Source organism: Cytobacillus depressus, from assembly GCF_008923245.1.
Taxonomy (GTDB): Bacteria; Bacillota; Bacilli; order Bacillales; family Cytobacillaceae; genus Cytobacillus; species Cytobacillus depressus.
In genome coordinates, this window is the sequence record NZ_WBOS01000034.1 from 1 (window position 1) to 15,332 (window position 15,332).

Consider the following 15,332-nt stretch of genomic DNA (forward strand, 5'->3'; position numbering starts at 1 on the left):
AGAAAGAAGAACATCGGAAAGCCGTATGAGGGAAAACTTCACGTACGGTTTGATGAGGGGAAACTGAAAGTAAAAGAGATAGCGTAAGCTATCCCTATGAAATCAGTTTTCTACTCTACTAGATGGTAGGTTAGTGCTACAAAATAAAGAATTATTTTTTGATTTATGAGGTGCGAAATGAAAAGGCTTGTAACGGTGGTACTTTCTGTTGCTTTATTTGCATCAATATTCTCTTGGATTTTTTATGTACCTGTTTCTCTAAGGGAACCGAATGTTTATTATTCGGGCTTTTTAGAAACGTTTATTTTTGTCATTATTTATGCTGGTCCGATTTACCTTCTTGCTGGATTACCTCTTTCAATCTTTATTGATAAATTAATTGAGAAATCTAACAGAAAGTCAAAATGGGCAAAGTGTTTTTTGGGATTAGGTCTATATTCGTTATTTGGGATATTTGTTGGTGTTATTTTTCTTTTTTTATTTATTGGAAATATATATTCGCAAGAGAATTTCACAGTTTCAATATACGGTATTATAGCATCTAATGTTTACTATCATTTGTTAATATTGGTTTCAAAGATAAGTAAAAAATAAGAGTTTAATCTTGAACTACCGGTTGCGTTAGTTTTATAAGACTTGTATTTATGATCTTCAACAATCGGGCGCTTTTCTGAAATAAGGAAAGTGTCTTTCTTCATGAAAAGGGCCAGATTGTGGAATAAATATAATTATTTTAAGATTAAGGACGGAGAACCGTATCACAAGTAAATAAGGTTTTTATATAGAGCTTAGAAGTGGGGCACAATAGTGCTTCACTTTTTTCTTTTCCTAAAGACTGACCATAAGAGCAAGAATGAGGACGAAATGGTGGCCGATTACTTGTTAAAATGGGTTCAACTAAACATTTGGAGGGAATTAAAGTGAATAAGATTCAGGAATTCAATGAGCTGCATTTTTCAGAGGATCTATAATTTCTAGGAAACTCCTTGGATCTGTTTTCTGCCTTAACGCTTGAAAAAGCAGGATTTAAAGCAATTGGTACAACTAGTTGGAGAATTTCTAACTCACTAGGGTATACAGATGGAGAATTAATTGATTTTAATAGACACTTAGCAATAATAAAAACGATAACAGGGAATGTAAAAATTCCTGTTTCCGCGGATATCGAAGCAGGGTACAGTGAAGACACTAACAAGATTATTAATAATGTTTTAAGGACGGCAGATGTGGGGGTAGCTGGCATAAATATTGAAGATTTACTGAAAAAATCAAATGGATTGAGAGAGATTTCGCAGCACTGTAAGCTCCTAGAAAAAATAAGAATAACTTTAGATCATAATGGTTATAAAGATTTTTATTTTAACGCTAGAACCGATACTTATTTTCAAAGGCAAAACCCTTTATTGGAAGCATTAGAACGAGAAAAAGCATATGTTGAGAGCGGTGCTAGCGGGATTTTTGTCCCCGGCTTAAAGGAGGATGAAGAGATTAAAGAGTTCACAATGAATGCTCCACTAAATGTATTATCTTTACCTGGACTAACAAATTGTAATAAGCTTAAAGAATTAGGTGTAAGACGTTTTAGTTTTGGAAATGCCCTATCTGATAAAGTGATTGCTTATTTAGAAAAGAAGGTTTCCAAATTATTGGAGTTTAAGGATACATCCCTTTTGTATGAGAACGAGCGCTAATGTGAAAGGTAGTGGGTTAAATGGTGTCTAATATCAATCTTTCATTTGAAGAGATGTGGGAGAAAATTATCGCTTGTGATCGAAAATATGATGGGCTATTTTTTACTGCAGTAAAAACAACTAAAATATACTGTCGCCCTTCCTGTAGATCAAGGAAGCCCAAAAAAGCGAATGTAGAATTTTACCATGACATCAATGAAGTTGAAAAAGCTGGTTACCGTCCTTGTAAAAGATGTCAGCCAGAGGTTGAGCAATCCCCATATATTGAGCTTGTCAGAAATATCATTACGTTCCTAGTCAATCATTATAAACAAAATTTGATATTAAAAGATATAGCGGATCATGCAGGTTTAAGTCCCTTTTATTTGGAGCGGTTATTTAAACAGGAAACATCTGAGACTCCACGTACTTATTTAGAAAAAATACGTATCGATAAAGCAGCCCACCTTCTTAAATGCTCAACCTTGACGAATCTTGAGATTTGCTATGAGGTAGGATTTCGGAGCCCCTCCAATTTTTACAAGGTCTTTCGTAGCTTAAAAAACTGTTCGCCTAGTGAATATCGAAAGGAACTCCTAAATGAAATGGATTGATCATGAATCTTATATTGAGATTTATCCTCCAAAGGAATTTAATTTTGAGGAGTGTTTAATCTTCTTGGGCAGGTCCAATCAAGAAGTGCTTCATCAGATTAAAGAGGGGTCTTTATATAAACTAATAAAAGTTAATGAATCTTTGATTTTATGTAAAATAGGATCCATCAATCATTCCATAAAGGTTGAATTCCCAATAAGCTCCCCATCGATTGACTCTCGCAAAAAAGTGGCAGAGTATATTTGGGAGTGGTTTGATTTGGATCAGGAATTAGGGGGATTTTATCAATTGGCTGGTCAAGATAAAGTTTTAAAGACACTGGCCCATAAATATTATGGCTTACGTATTTTGTGCATTCCGGATTTATTTGAAGCGCTAGTATGGGCGATTATCGGACAGCAAATTAATTTAACATTTGCTTATACATTAAAGAAACGCTTCGTTGAACAATATGGCGAGAGTCTAACTTTCGAAGGAGAAACGTTTTGGTTATTCCCCTCATTTGAAAAAATAGCTTCAATAAATGCTGATGATTTAAGAAAACTTCAATTTACGAATAGAAAGGCTGAATATATCATTGATATCGCTAAGGCTATGATAAATGGCGGATTAACCAAAGAATTATTGCTTCAGAAGAATGATTATCAGCAAATACAAAAATCATTAATGATGATAAGAGGTATCGGAGCATGGACAGCAGATTATGTAATGATGAAATGCTTACACCAAGCCTCTGCCTTTCCAATTGCGGATGTCGGTCTTCATAATGCCTTAAAGAATCTATTAGGTCTTAAGGAGAAACCGACTATAGAAGAAATAGAGGAATATGCAGAAAATTGGGGAGGTTGGCAGGCATATGCTACCTTTTATCTTTGGAGGTCATTATATGACAAAAAAATATAAATTAGACTATGAATCACCAATCGGTGTAATCGAAATAATCGGCACTAATGAAGCAATCAGCTCGATCTTATTTTCTGAAAAGGATAAAAAGGAGAATTTTTTACAGGCCGAAACTCCTCCAGTTTTAACAGAATGCTATAACCAATTTGACGAATATTTTAAAGGCGATCGCCATGAATTTACATTCCCATATCAATTTGAAGGGACAGACTTTCAGAAAACAGTGTGGGGAGCTTTAATAGAAATTCCCTACGCGGAAACAGGGTCCTATAAGGATATTGCCGTTTCCATTGGGAATGAAAAAGCAATAAGAGCGGTAGGAAGTGCGAATGGGAAAAACAAGCTAAGCATTGTCATTCCTTGTCACAGAGTAATCGGTTCCAATGGAAAATTAACCGGATATGCAGGAGGTCTGTGGAGAAAAGAATGGCTGCTTCAACATGAGAGGTCTTCTAATAAGGGACATAAGTAGATGTTAAGAACCCTAAAGAACCTCATTAAGATCTATTACGGTGAACCGTATCACAAATAGTGGTAAAGCGAAGAGTAGAAATCAGCATGAATAGGGAACTAATTCGAGAACCCGGTTAACCGAGGAGATTTCCCTTAAATTTTTTTTGCTTTTCTGTCACAAATCATATCCCTTGCCCGTCATACAGGTAAAATTTGAAAAGGATGATGAGTGATGCAAAAGGTTGATGTGGTCGTGGTTGGTGGAGGTATTGCGGGTTTAACCGCTGCAATTTACGCAGCCAAAGCCGGGAAACAAACGGTGGTCATTGAAAAACAGAATCGCTTAGGCGGCAGAGCCATTTCCAACAAGAAAAAAGGAGCTTACTTCAATCTGGGCGCGCATTCCTTGTATAAGGGAGATGCGTACGCGACTTTCCGGGAATTGGGGCTGACCTTGCAAGGAAAGCGGCCTTCATCGTTCGCTTATGGCGTTTGGAAAGGGAAATTGAACACTTTGCCTTCGGATATGAAATCCTTGTTTACGACCCCGCTGTTGTCTTGGAAAGGAAAGATGGAGTTTGCTTCCTGTCTTATGAAACTTTCAAAAGCGGATAATCGTCAATTTGACCGGATCAGTATCCGCGAATGGGTAGAAGGGAATTTGCGAGATCCCATGGTGCGCAATATCTTTTATTCGTTACTTCGTGCGGCCAGTTATGTGGTCGGGCCGGATTTGCCAGCCGCGGGTCCTGTATTGAAACAGCTGCAGAATGCCCTTAAAGGCGCGTTGTACCTGGATCGTGGCTGGGGCGAATTGATCGAGGAATTGCACAAAAAGGCATCCGATCTGGGAGTGCGGTTTTTAACCAATATCAAAGTCTCGTCCATCGATACCCGAGACGGGATCGTACGACAGGTTCTCTGTAAAGACGGAACGAAAATCGATACGCACTATGTTATCCTTGCCACATCGCCTTCTATCGCAATTGAGTTGGTGCCCTTTGCAGAAAAAACCGCCCTTCATACCTGGAAAGAACAAGCGATTGAGGTCACCGCGGCTTGCCTGGATGTGGCCTTGAAACGACTTCCCAAGCCTAAACAACAATTTGCTTACGGGATTGATCAGACCGTGCTTCTTAGCAATCATTCGCGTGCGGCTTATCTAAGCGACGATGGCGCGCAAGTCATATCGCTCATTAAGTACCAAGGGAAAGAACCGGACCCGGATAAAGATTTGCAAGAACTGGAAGGCGTGCTGGATTTGATGCAGCCGGGATGGCGGGAAGAATTGATTGTCAAGCAATACCTTCCTAAAATGACGGTTTGTCACGACTTTATGCATATGAAACGTCATGAGAATCCCGGACCCGCTGTCCCGGAAATACAAGGATTATATGTAGCAGGAGAATGGGCGTCGCACGGTGAAGTATTGGTTGATGCCGCGACAGCAAGCGCCAAAAGAGCCATACAACATATGCTCTCCCTTGAGGGGAAGGAGAGGAATGCCTTTTATGAGCACAGAGGAATTATATAAACGATATAAAACGGAGCTGTTTTCGTTAGCCTATCGAATGCTCGGCAGCGTCATGGATGCGGAAGATATCGTACAAGATGCTTTTTTGAGCTACGACGGACTGTCTGACGTCGGGACAATCCGAAACGAAAGGGCATTTTTATACAAAATAGTAACGAATCGTTGTATTGATCTTTTGCGTTCGTCGGCCAAAAAACGGGAAATGTACGTCGGTCCATGGCTTCCGGAGCCCCTGATTGAAAAAGGGGCCTCGGACGACGATCCATCCATTAGATATTTGCGGTCGGAGTCGATTTCTACGGCTTATCTTCTGCTTCTGCAGCAATTGAGTGCAAAGGAAAGGGCGGTTTTTCTTCTTCGAGAGATTTTTCATTATTCGTTTGAAGAGATTGCCGATATAGTCGGGAAAAGCAGTGTGAATTGCCGGCAAATTTTCCACCGCGCCAAAAAAAGCATCCATTTCGACCCGGACCAACAACCGCCGGTTTCCATTGCGGAGGATAAGATTAAAGAGTTTGTGAATTCACTATTGCAAGGAAATACGACGAAGCTTCTTGAACTGGTTAGTGAGAATGTTGTGCTCTACTCGGACGGCGGAGGCAAAGTAAGCGCGGCACAAGTGCCTGTTGTCGGGTTTGAGCAAGTGCTGAAGCTTCATCAAAAAGTGATCAACAAGCATGCGGGTAAATTTACGTACTCGTTCCTCATGGTGAATGGGCTCCCCGGAATCCGCCTTCGTTTGGATGAAGGGATTCAATATGTTTATTCTTTTGCTTATCGAGATCATAAGATCGAAGCGATCTATAATGTCGCAAATCCGGAAAAGTTAAGACATCTATAGAATTACTACTTAAAAAGAGCTCGAAAGGAGCTGCTGAGGCACTCCTTTCGTTTTTTTCGCCGTTAAACCCGTTAAGCTGAACCGTACCACAAAGTGACAATAAAATCCTTTAAGAACGCCAGTCATGATATTCTATTAAAGGGCGCTTTTCTGAAATAAGGAAAGCGTCTTTCTTCATGAAAATGGCCAGATTGTTGAATAACACCTAGATATCTAGGTGAAAGTTTAGGCGAGTTTGTGAAAGTTTGTACTTAAAGTAACGAAGCAGTTTAGTTTTAGTTCAATAAGGTTGAGGGATAATAATAAGGGCTTTTTTATAATATTTGAAAATATGGAGAAAATTTTATGGAATGGGTCAAATTTTTTGAATTAATATCAGTTATATGTTGGCTTGGAGCATTAGTTCAAGTATTACGTTTTAGTAAAGAATTAAGAAATATTGACAAAGACCAAGAACTGACTGACGAATGGGCAAAAAGGTGGAAAAGACTTCTTTATTGGGTCGTTGTTTTGGTAGTATCAGGTTCAATATTTAGTGGTGCAGCGCTGATCTTGCGCTACATGATTGGCTAACGGGTGCGATTGTTAAATAAGAGCAGTCGCTTTTCTTGTTCCGCTAACGGGAGAATAGTTGAATGTGGTTGATAAAAAAAAAATATTTGGATGTGATAACTGTAGTGGATTTAAAACAATTGATTTTCCTTTTTACCCCAATAATCATATATCTTATATATGTTATGTTATTTTCGAAAAATAACAAGAGATTAAAAATACTTCTTTTAATTGTAATCATCGGTGTTTACAGTGTTTACTATTTTATAGGTTACCTGTTTCATACAAATATTTTAAATGCTATTACTTTCCATAGACACGGTTTCACAATCAATTTTATTGGTTTAGTTTTAGTAGTTGCTACATCTGTTTTAGTTCTATATTTTATCCAAAAATATATGGACAAAAGAAAAAATAAGTAGACCTTTTTCAACTAAACCAGCTAATAGTTTGTCAATATTTTCCAATAAAAAGTTTAAAAACCCCATGATATACTAAAAATGTTCATGCCAAATAACCTTCCGATATATTACTTTTGGAAGGTTTTGTTTTATTTAGTTAGATATAATTTTTAAGCTATATTTCGGAGAGTAGATTTGCTTTTTAGTAAGGCGTAAATCCTATGTAAGAGCTTATTTGTAGGGGGTGCAGTTTAGCTGACGGGATTAAATCCCACGGGTGCGACGTTCTACCCCGACTACCGTTATTATAGGACCATAAACAAAAAGGTCAACCAGAAAAATCTGGCTAACCTTATATTACGAACGGGTGCTTAACTTCAATAACAATATTCAACAATCTGGCGCTTTTCTGCAATTAGGAAAGTGTCTTTCTTCATGAAAAGGGCCAGATTCTTGAATAAATCATGTAGAAATATTGGAAACTTGATATGATTATTAGGTTAGTTAATGACCTGTTACAAAAGTCCATTTTTCTTGGTATTAAAGGGCTAGATAGTGTAATAAACTATCCAATAATCCTACATTGCGAGGTGTAAAATGATATATTTAGAAACATCGAGATTGCAAATACGCGACTGGGAAGAAACAGACTTAGGTCCATTTAGTCGATTAAATGTGGATGAAAAGGTTATGACATATTTTCCTAAAACTTTATCATCCGCAGAAACAAATGCTTTCTATAAATCAATTATATCCGAGATTAAAGAATATGGATTTGGGTTATATGCCGTGGAAGAAAAGGAGAGCAAGGAGTTTATAGGGTTTATAGGATTTCATAGGACAACGTTTGAGGCTGATTTTACACCGTGTATAGAAATTGGATGGCGACTTAAAAAAGAAGCTTGGGGAAAAGGGTTTGCAACTGAGGGGGCGACAGCCTGTTTACACTATGGATTTACCGAATTGGGTTTTAGTGATGTTTATAGCTTTACAGCCGATATTAATAAGCCTTCGAAAAACGTAATGAGAAAAATCGGTATGAATTTTATTAAAACTTTCGACCATCCAAAAGTTAAGGAAGATAGTCCATTAAAGAAACACGTTCTATTTCATATAAATCAAAAATAAATCAAGTTAACGGGAAATATTGTTAAATTAACAACCCTTAAGTGGGTGATTTTCTGTAGTTATTCAAGAATCGGACGCTTATCTATAATTAGGATCAGCGCATATTTTCATTTAAGGACCATTTAATAGGTGCTTGTGAATGATTGCACTTAAACTTCCATGAAAATAAACTTTTCTAACTTCGAAAAAAGGCAATACCAAAGAGACCCTTTATCCATCGTTAAAAAAAGTGGAAAGAGCTACAATTTATTGATCTATGGAATGGGTTGACTGGATTAAGGTCAGTATCAGTATTGGCGCTTCCTAACTATTTTCATACTCTGTGGTGCGGCACTGCTTTTGTGCTGCATGGAGGGCTAACGGGGAGTTTAGTGAAAAAGGAAATTCCATGAAGTCGACATTAGTTTATTATTTCTATACAATAGTATGGGTCACTGAAAGGATGTTATTTATTGCAATATGCTTGTTTAATAACCGAGTAAAATGACCAAAACTAACCAGATAGGTAACTCAACCTAGAATAATAATGGAGTGATTTTATGAGTAAAGCTAAAGGAAAAGGTGGAACAGGGAGAGGAACAGATAAGAAGGGTTGGAATCGTTGGCAAGCTAGTGCAAACAAAAAAAAGAGTGCAAAACCTTATATAAGTAAAGGTACAAAAAAAACGGATGTTGAAAATGGCCCCACGAGCAATAGATAAAGTCACTTATCCGAAATATAGCGAATGCTGATTAAATACAATTATTTAATGACCCAACGTGTGCGAGCTCCTTTAAAGGAGTTCGCTTTTTTCTTTTTCTGCTTGGGCAGGTCAGTTTAATAATTGTCACAATTTATTTTTCTAGGTTTTTCATAAAAATAAACGGTTCTTTTTTAATGTGAAATCGCTCTTTTAAAAAGCCCCTTAAATTTCTCCCTATCTTCTGATGTAAATGGTTTTGGCCCCTTTGTACGCTTTCCGCTTTTTCGAGCCATTGCACTCAAATAACGTGTTTGTAATAATTGGTCAATGTTTTCATTTGTATAGCTAGACCCATTATGGTGAAGTACTACACACCCTTTTGCTAAACCTAGCGAAGCAAGACCATAATCTTGCGTAACGATTATATCTCCTTTTTCTGCTAACTTCATAATCCGATAATCAGCTGCATCTGCTCCAGAATCAACATAAATGGTTTCCACTCCTGATGGTTGTTCCGCATTAGAAAAATGAGAATAGCTAGTAACAAGGATAACAGGAATTTCAGCACTCGTACCTTCAGAGATAATGATATCTTTTACCGGACAAGCATCTGCATCAACATAAATTTTCATCTTTACCTCTCCCAATAAGTAAGCTTGAGTTGATAATAATGGCAAATTTATCCTTTGTCAAACGATAAGGATGGTTTACTAAAAATCAGTAAAAAACAGTATTTCTATTAAAGGACGCGTTTATTTAGGAACGTGTCTTTTTTATTAATGGTCAAAGTGTTTAGGAACGCTTTGTAAGATAAAAGGATACTGGGAAGAAATATAATTACGCTAACTTTGCAAGTTTCTTCAAGAAGGAAAGTGCCATTTTATTGAAGTAGGGAATATAAGATTTAAATAAAATGAATATATTATTTATGTAAGGAGATAACTTTTTGGTGGTTAATCTATTGAAAAACAAATTCCAAATCAGAGTAGAAATTCTGCTCTTTCTTTATGTATCGGGCGCTTTTCTGTAAAAGGAACAGCGCTTATTTTCATTATAGGGCCAGATTGCTGAACAACTTTTTTAAGGGGTTCCACCAACATTTAGGAATTTTGTACACTAAGCAGAGTTCAACCTAAAACAGTCGATTCCTCCTGTATGATTAAGGAATCGACTGTTTTAATTTGTCTTGTTCAAAGGCTCTCGTTAGTTAAACAATATTAATATTTTGTATGACATTTATAAATTGCAATTGTGATTTTTAAATAAAGCTTGATTATAGATAAGATACATTAATACATGGATGTCTTATTGACTTTAATGATAGGATTTAAACGAGAGTGGATTGTATTTCTTTTTTTCACACATATCGATTATATAAGTTGCTAATTGTTGAATACCGAGATTTATCTTATATTCATTTACTTGTGAAATGCTTAGTCGAATTGCAGGCTGATTGTTTTCAGCTAAGTACATTCTAGAAGCGTTGTCTACATAAATATGTTTTTCATGTAATAGGCAAATCAATTTATCGACATCTATATGTGAAGGCAAAAAGATGGTGAGATAAAAACCACTTTTTGGCTTTGTAAATTGTACATAGTTCGGTAAATACAATGAACAGGCTTCTAATAATGTTTTCATTTTTTTTATGTATAACTTTTTTACGCTTTCTAAATGATATTGAAACATCCCGTTTTTTAAATAGATTTCTAATGCTCCTTGTGAAAGTGGCGATGTATTGAAATCAGTGCTAAATTTATAGCGTACGAAGGTGGGAATCATTTTTTCAGGGAGTACAACAGTAGCAATACGTAGCCCTGGCAAAAATACTTTCGAAAAACTCTTTACATAAATGACTCTTCCATTGGGTTCATACGCAAACAAAGGGTCTGCTTTTGAATCTGTATCTAATTCTGCTAAATAATCATCCTCTACAATGTATACATCATATTTTTTTGCAAGAGCAACGATTTTTTTCTTTTCTTCATTTGTATAATGATGCCCAAGTGGATTATGGCATCTTGGAATGATGTAAAAGAATTTAATATTATTGGTTCGAAATAAGTGCTCAAGTCTTTCAAAATCAATACCCTCCATTGTTAATTCAATTCCTAACGTTGTAATCCGGTTTAACTGTAAGGTATCTATCATACCAAAGTAAGTAGGTTGCTCAATTAATACATTCTTTTTCCCATTTGGAAACGGCATGACGGATAGAATATGAAGCGCTTGTTGTGAGCCAGAAGTAATGACAAGTTGATCAGGTTTCGTGAATACTTGTAAATGTTGTAAATACTTCGCAAGCTCCTTTCGTAAAGAAAAAAGCCCCTGCTGGTCACTATAAGTAAATAATTGCTCTTTATAATGGTCAATCGCCTGGTTGATACAGTGCTGAAAGTCTTCAAAAGGCATGATACTTTTATCTGGACCAGCAGATAAAAAATCAATATCATTTTCATATGGACTAGATGTTTGATAATAATCAACAACGTAATAGCCACTTTTGGGTTTAGCATAGACAATATGCTGTTTTTCCAATTCAAGTAATGCCTTTACAACCGTATTTTTACTACATTGAAATTGTTCAGCGAGCAGCCGAATAGATGGTAATTTATCTCCTGTTTTTAACTGCTCATCCTCTATTTGTTGTATCACCCATTCTAAAATACCTCTATATTTTGTTGTCATATATATTCTCCTTAGTATCTGTCCTATGACAGATATGGAATTCTCCTGTATTAAAAAGAGTTGATATTAATTATAATCATGTTTAATTAGCAGCTTATTCCTTTTAACTGTGATTATGGAATACATTTGTATGCTTGTGAAGGGGGAATTTGAATGGAAAACAATATAAAAAGAGGAATGCTACTCGGCTTTATTGGCATACTTTGTTTTAGTCTTACATTACCAGCTACAAGTATCGCTGTCCCTTATTTTGGTGCGGCAATTGTTGGGTTGGGTAGGACAGTTATTGCAGCAATAATGATAAGTATCATTTTTATCATAAAAAAAGAATCATTACCTAATAAAAAACAATTTAAAAGCTTAGGTATTGTTGCTGTTGGTGCTGTACTTGCCTTTCCGTTATTAACAACATTTGCAATGAAATCACTGCCTGTATCACATGGCGCAATTGAGCTGGCATTACTGCCGCTTGCGACAGCTGGTTTTGCTATGTGGCGTGGAGGCGAGCGACCTTCAAGACGCTATTGGATTGCGAGTATTATTGGTGCTGTAACAGTGCTTCTTTATGCCGTATATTTAGGTTTAGGTCAATTACAAAAAGGAGATATTGCACTAATTGTAGCTGTCTTGCTACTTGGATTAAGTTATGCAGAAGGTGGAAAACTATCAAGAGAGCTTGGTAGTTGGCAAGTCATCGGTTGGGCTATATTAATTGGATCCCCGTTTTTTATTATTCCTGTTGGTTTAAACATATCAGTTGATATGTTACAAGCGCCTATCGAAGCTTGGATAAGTTTGTTCTATTTATCTGTTGTAAGCCAATTTTTAGCATATGTCGCTTGGTACGGTGGGATGTCTTTAGGAGGGATTGCAAGAGTTGGACAGATTCAATATTTACAGCCCTTTTTAATGATTGGTTTTTCTGTATTGTTCTTAGGAGAATCGATTACATGGCTAACGATTGTTTTAGCAATTGTTGTTGTGATTTGCGTAATAATTGGAAAAAATGCACCTGTGATAAAGAAGGAGTCACATCATAAAAATAGTGTACTTAGAAGTAGATAAATATTATATAAGAGGCACAATTTACGATTATTCGCCTTCCGAAATAATGTATGATAAATAGCCAAAATTTTGATCAAACTTTGTTCAAAATAGGAGCTATAATTTTTTATTAATAATCAGCGTTTGCCCTTGCATTACAATCAAACGTTAGTATTAATCAACAATAGTTCATTTGGGTTTTATTATATTGAGCCTTAATCTATAATCTAATTAAAGAAGTGAGATTTATGGAATATAATTAATATGAGTGTTATTGAACTGGCAGGTTAGATAATATTTTACTGACATCTAAAACTATTATTAATCTGGTAATACACAAAAAAATAAATGCTTAGTTAAATTATTATCAGAAATAATAATTTTTTTAAGATGTGAAACAGGATGTACATACCTAAACATTTTAATATCGATGATAAAGATATTATTTATGACTTTATTGAAAAGTACAGCTTTGCAACTTTATTTTCTCAGCATAATGGAGCACCCTACGCAACTCATATTATACAAATCTGAGAATTCTTATATGGTCATTTTGCACGACCGAACGAACAATGGAAGGATGTTGTAAACCAACAAGTTATTGTTCTCCATTAAAATTTACGGAGAAGCTGGGCTTTAGTTTTGGATTTCCTTATCGTTTCGTAGCAGGTATGATCTGAATATAAAGTGAAAGGAGGTTCTAACATGGAGTTTGTCATGGCAATTGCACCTATTGTAATAGTAGGAGGGATTGTAGTATATGTAATTGAAAGACTTAAACATAAATATAACCAAGGCAACCTAGGTAAGAAAAAATCAAAAGGTGCACAAAATTTATTAGATAGTTTAATACCAATCGGAATGCTTTTTGGTTGTGCACTCGGTATAATTTCTGGCATGTTTTTACCGATCCCCTCAGCATTTACAGTTAGTTTAGGGGCTGGAATAGGCTATTTATTTGGATTTTTTGCTTATGAAATTTATAGCAAGAAAGGAAACAATTATTCTTAAATTACTATTCCAGAAACGGGCGCTTTCCTTAAGTAAAGAAAGTGTCTTTTTTCTTGTATTTCAATGAGCAAGATGATGAGGATTTCTGTTTGTTTATTACGGAAAGAAGGCCAAACAGGCGTATGAGTATTGATAATCTGAGATATCTTTAATCGAAATCGAGGCGCGCATATAAAAGAGTTCTGAAAATAAAGCAAGTATTTGGAATTGGCGGATTATATCAGTTAACATTGAAGATGTTTCCTTACTATGGTGCCCATTATGGGTTATGGGGAAGATGAGGTTGTGATCAATATAAGGGGCGAATTAATAAGTTATAAACACTTGAAAACATATCATTGAATATTAGCAAACGGGTGCGTTTCTTAAGTAAGAAGGCGTCTTCTTTTATCGGGTCAGATAGTTGAACAAGGTTGGCAAAAAAAATATTTGGATGTGAAATAACATTATGGGTTTGTTTGATTGGTGTTTTCTTGTAATCATAGCTATTATTTATGTTATAAGGTCTAAAGATAAGAAATTAGCAATACTTGTTTTATTAGTAATTTTATCTGTTTACTATGTTTATCATTTTATAGGTAACTTTTTTAACGTTAACAATCTTACTGGTTTTATTTTAACATTCGCTGCTTTAGTTATAGCTCTATATTTTACGGAAAAAATATATAGACAAAAGAAAAAATAAGCAGACGTTGTTCTACGGTAGCTTTTCTTCAATAAGATCTTTGAATCTATCTTCCACAATCGGGCACGTTTATTTAGGAACGCGTCTCTTTTTAAGGCTCTGTTAAATTTTAATGTTGATATAGCATATAATTAAGGGAAATCCATATATCAGGATTTCTCCAGTTTGTGCAACTAACTCTATCCTTTAACAATTATCACTTTTTTTCTATCGATTTCATTTTTTGAAGGACTCTCTTAATTCTAATTCGATTATATCTTTGTAGAAAAATTGGATATATATTTGATATGACATTCAATAAAGTAAAGAATAAAAGAAATAAAACATCTAAAATTCCTTCCAAAAAAATAATAATCCTGAACTGATAAAATAAGATTATTATTGCTATAATGACGTGACTTCTTTCACTTTTTTTAGATTTATTCTCAAATTCGATTATTCCTTCTATTGACAGTTCTTTTAAAAAGTATCCATTAAATGGGACTTCGTTTTTTCTACTCCTTGCTATTCTAAGTAGTAACCTTTTAAACCATTTTATTCCTAAAATTTCATATATTTTACCTTCCCGTTCAAAGTGTTTAATACTGTAATATTTATCATTAAATATTCTGTTTAATAATTTCAATATTTCTTTTTACCTCCTAAGCCATATTTTGAAGATTATTAACAAGTTGAGGTGATCGTGAGGGTTTGAAATAATTGTATTTAACAAAGGGGATATGTATGTTATTAAAAAGGTATAACTGAACAGGAAAAATATTAGCCTACATAGGAATATGGGCTACTGCTATTGGAATTTCATTTAATTAGACATTAGGGGTTCCAAACACAAACATTCCAGAACTACTTGCGTCATTTTCAGTCCCTTTGATTGTAACAGGTGTATTACTATTAATCGTATCGAATTTCTTCAAGGGAAAGTAAAGGTCAAACATAAAAGTCCTAATACCTTGTTCCATAATCGGGACAATTATTGAGTAATAAAAAAGCCCAATTTCTCAGTATGAACTGCACCCCAATTATTAGACACAAAATCTAATAATTGGGGTGTATTTTTATGTCTAAATTTACTTTAGAAGAAATAAATGAAGCTGTTGAACATTATTTTAATGGTAAAGAAACTG

The 15,332-nt window shown here is 35.2% G+C and carries 15 protein-coding genes and 1 pseudogene; 13 read left to right on the plus strand and 3 right to left on the minus strand.

Features of this window, described 5'->3' with window-relative positions; translation table 11 throughout:
* Window positions 1-177 precede the first annotated feature (177 nt).
* From F7731_RS26005 to F7731_RS26050, 10 genes are all read left to right on the plus strand, one after another.
* Window positions 178-594 carry a hypothetical protein gene (locus tag F7731_RS26005; protein WP_151537652.1) on the plus strand — a complete coding sequence of 139 codons (417 nt, stop codon included), beginning with the start codon at window positions 178-180 and terminating at the stop codon, window positions 592-594.
* A gap of 392 nt (window positions 595-986) precedes the next feature.
* Entirely contained in the window at window positions 987-1,691 is a 705-nt protein-coding gene (locus F7731_RS26010; RefSeq protein ID WP_246197477.1) for an isocitrate lyase/PEP mutase family protein, read from the plus strand.
* 20 nt (window positions 1,692-1,711) lie between these two features.
* On the plus strand, window positions 1,712-2,284 hold the full coding sequence (locus tag F7731_RS26015) for a bifunctional transcriptional activator/DNA repair enzyme AdaA (protein WP_151537653.1): 573 nt from the start codon (window positions 1,712-1,714) through the stop codon (window positions 2,282-2,284).
* The gene (locus tag F7731_RS26020) at window positions 2,271-3,188 is read left to right on the plus strand and encodes a DNA-3-methyladenine glycosylase family protein (RefSeq protein WP_151537654.1); all 918 of its coding nucleotides are present in this window, start codon (window positions 2,271-2,273) and stop codon (window positions 3,186-3,188) included. Before F7731_RS26015 ends, F7731_RS26020 begins: the two co-directional genes overlap by 14 nt.
* On the plus strand, window positions 3,172-3,660 hold the full coding sequence (locus F7731_RS26025) for a methylated-DNA--[protein]-cysteine S-methyltransferase (protein WP_151537655.1): 489 nt from the start codon (window positions 3,172-3,174) through the stop codon (window positions 3,658-3,660). The genes F7731_RS26020 and F7731_RS26025 overlap by 17 nt, the downstream gene beginning before the upstream one ends.
* 213 nt (window positions 3,661-3,873) lie before the next feature.
* The gene (locus F7731_RS26030) at window positions 3,874-5,175 is read left to right on the plus strand and encodes an NAD(P)/FAD-dependent oxidoreductase (RefSeq protein ID WP_151537656.1); all 1,302 of its coding nucleotides are present in this window, start codon (window positions 3,874-3,876) and stop codon (window positions 5,173-5,175) included.
* On the plus strand, window positions 5,153-6,016 hold the full coding sequence (gene sigJ / locus F7731_RS26035) for an RNA polymerase sigma factor SigJ (protein WP_151537657.1): 864 nt from the start codon (window positions 5,153-5,155) through the stop codon (window positions 6,014-6,016). The genes F7731_RS26030 and sigJ overlap by 23 nt, the downstream gene beginning before the upstream one ends.
* A gap of 345 nt (window positions 6,017-6,361) precedes the next feature.
* Window positions 6,362-6,589 (plus strand): hypothetical protein, encoded by a 228-nt coding sequence (locus F7731_RS26040; protein WP_151537658.1) that lies wholly within the window; start codon window positions 6,362-6,364, stop codon window positions 6,587-6,589.
* Window positions 6,590-7,566: 977 nt separating this feature from the next.
* Window positions 7,567-8,097, plus strand: a complete 531-nt coding sequence (locus F7731_RS26045) for a GNAT family N-acetyltransferase (RefSeq protein ID WP_151537659.1) — start codon at window positions 7,567-7,569, stop codon at window positions 8,095-8,097.
* 539 nt (window positions 8,098-8,636) lie between these two features.
* The gene (locus F7731_RS26050) at window positions 8,637-8,798 is read left to right on the plus strand and encodes a DUF3934 domain-containing protein (RefSeq protein WP_151537660.1); all 162 of its coding nucleotides are present in this window, start codon (window positions 8,637-8,639) and stop codon (window positions 8,796-8,798) included.
* A gap of 173 nt (window positions 8,799-8,971) precedes the next feature.
* Here F7731_RS26050 and F7731_RS26055 read toward each other — a convergent pair whose 3' ends face one another.
* The gene (locus tag F7731_RS26055) at window positions 8,972-9,412 is read right to left on the minus strand and encodes a YaiI/YqxD family protein (protein ID WP_151537661.1); all 441 of its coding nucleotides are present in this window, start codon (window positions 9,410-9,412) and stop codon (window positions 8,972-8,974) included.
* A 682-nt stretch (window positions 9,413-10,094) separates the two neighbouring features.
* Complete coding sequence (locus F7731_RS26060) at window positions 10,095-11,468, minus strand: aminotransferase-like domain-containing protein (RefSeq protein WP_151537662.1); 1,374 nt, start codon at window positions 11,466-11,468, stop codon at window positions 10,095-10,097.
* A gap of 153 nt (window positions 11,469-11,621) precedes the next feature.
* On the opposite strand from F7731_RS26060, the gene F7731_RS26065 reads away from it, so the two are divergent.
* The 3 genes and pseudogenes from F7731_RS26065 (at window position 11,622) to F7731_RS26075 (ending at window position 13,523) form a co-directional block, all read left to right on the plus strand.
* On the plus strand, window positions 11,622-12,533 hold the full coding sequence (locus tag F7731_RS26065) for a DMT family transporter (RefSeq protein WP_151537663.1): 912 nt from the start codon (window positions 11,622-11,624) through the stop codon (window positions 12,531-12,533).
* A gap of 381 nt (window positions 12,534-12,914) precedes the next feature.
* Window positions 12,915-13,121 (plus strand): annotated as a pseudogene (locus F7731_RS26070) (FMN-binding negative transcriptional regulator); the annotation flags it as partial.
* A gap of 96 nt (window positions 13,122-13,217) precedes the next feature.
* Window positions 13,218-13,523: a hypothetical protein gene (locus tag F7731_RS26075; protein ID WP_151537664.1), complete on the plus strand. Its 306-nt coding sequence runs from the start codon at window positions 13,218-13,220 to the stop codon at window positions 13,521-13,523.
* Window positions 13,524-14,404: 881 nt separating this feature from the next.
* Here F7731_RS26075 and F7731_RS26080 read toward each other — a convergent pair.
* A complete protein-coding gene (locus F7731_RS26080) occupies window positions 14,405-14,833 on the minus strand; it encodes a glycosyl-4,4'-diaponeurosporenoate acyltransferase CrtO family protein (RefSeq protein WP_151537665.1) in 429 nt (142 codons plus the stop codon).
* Between the last annotated feature and the right edge of the window lie 499 nt (window positions 14,834-15,332).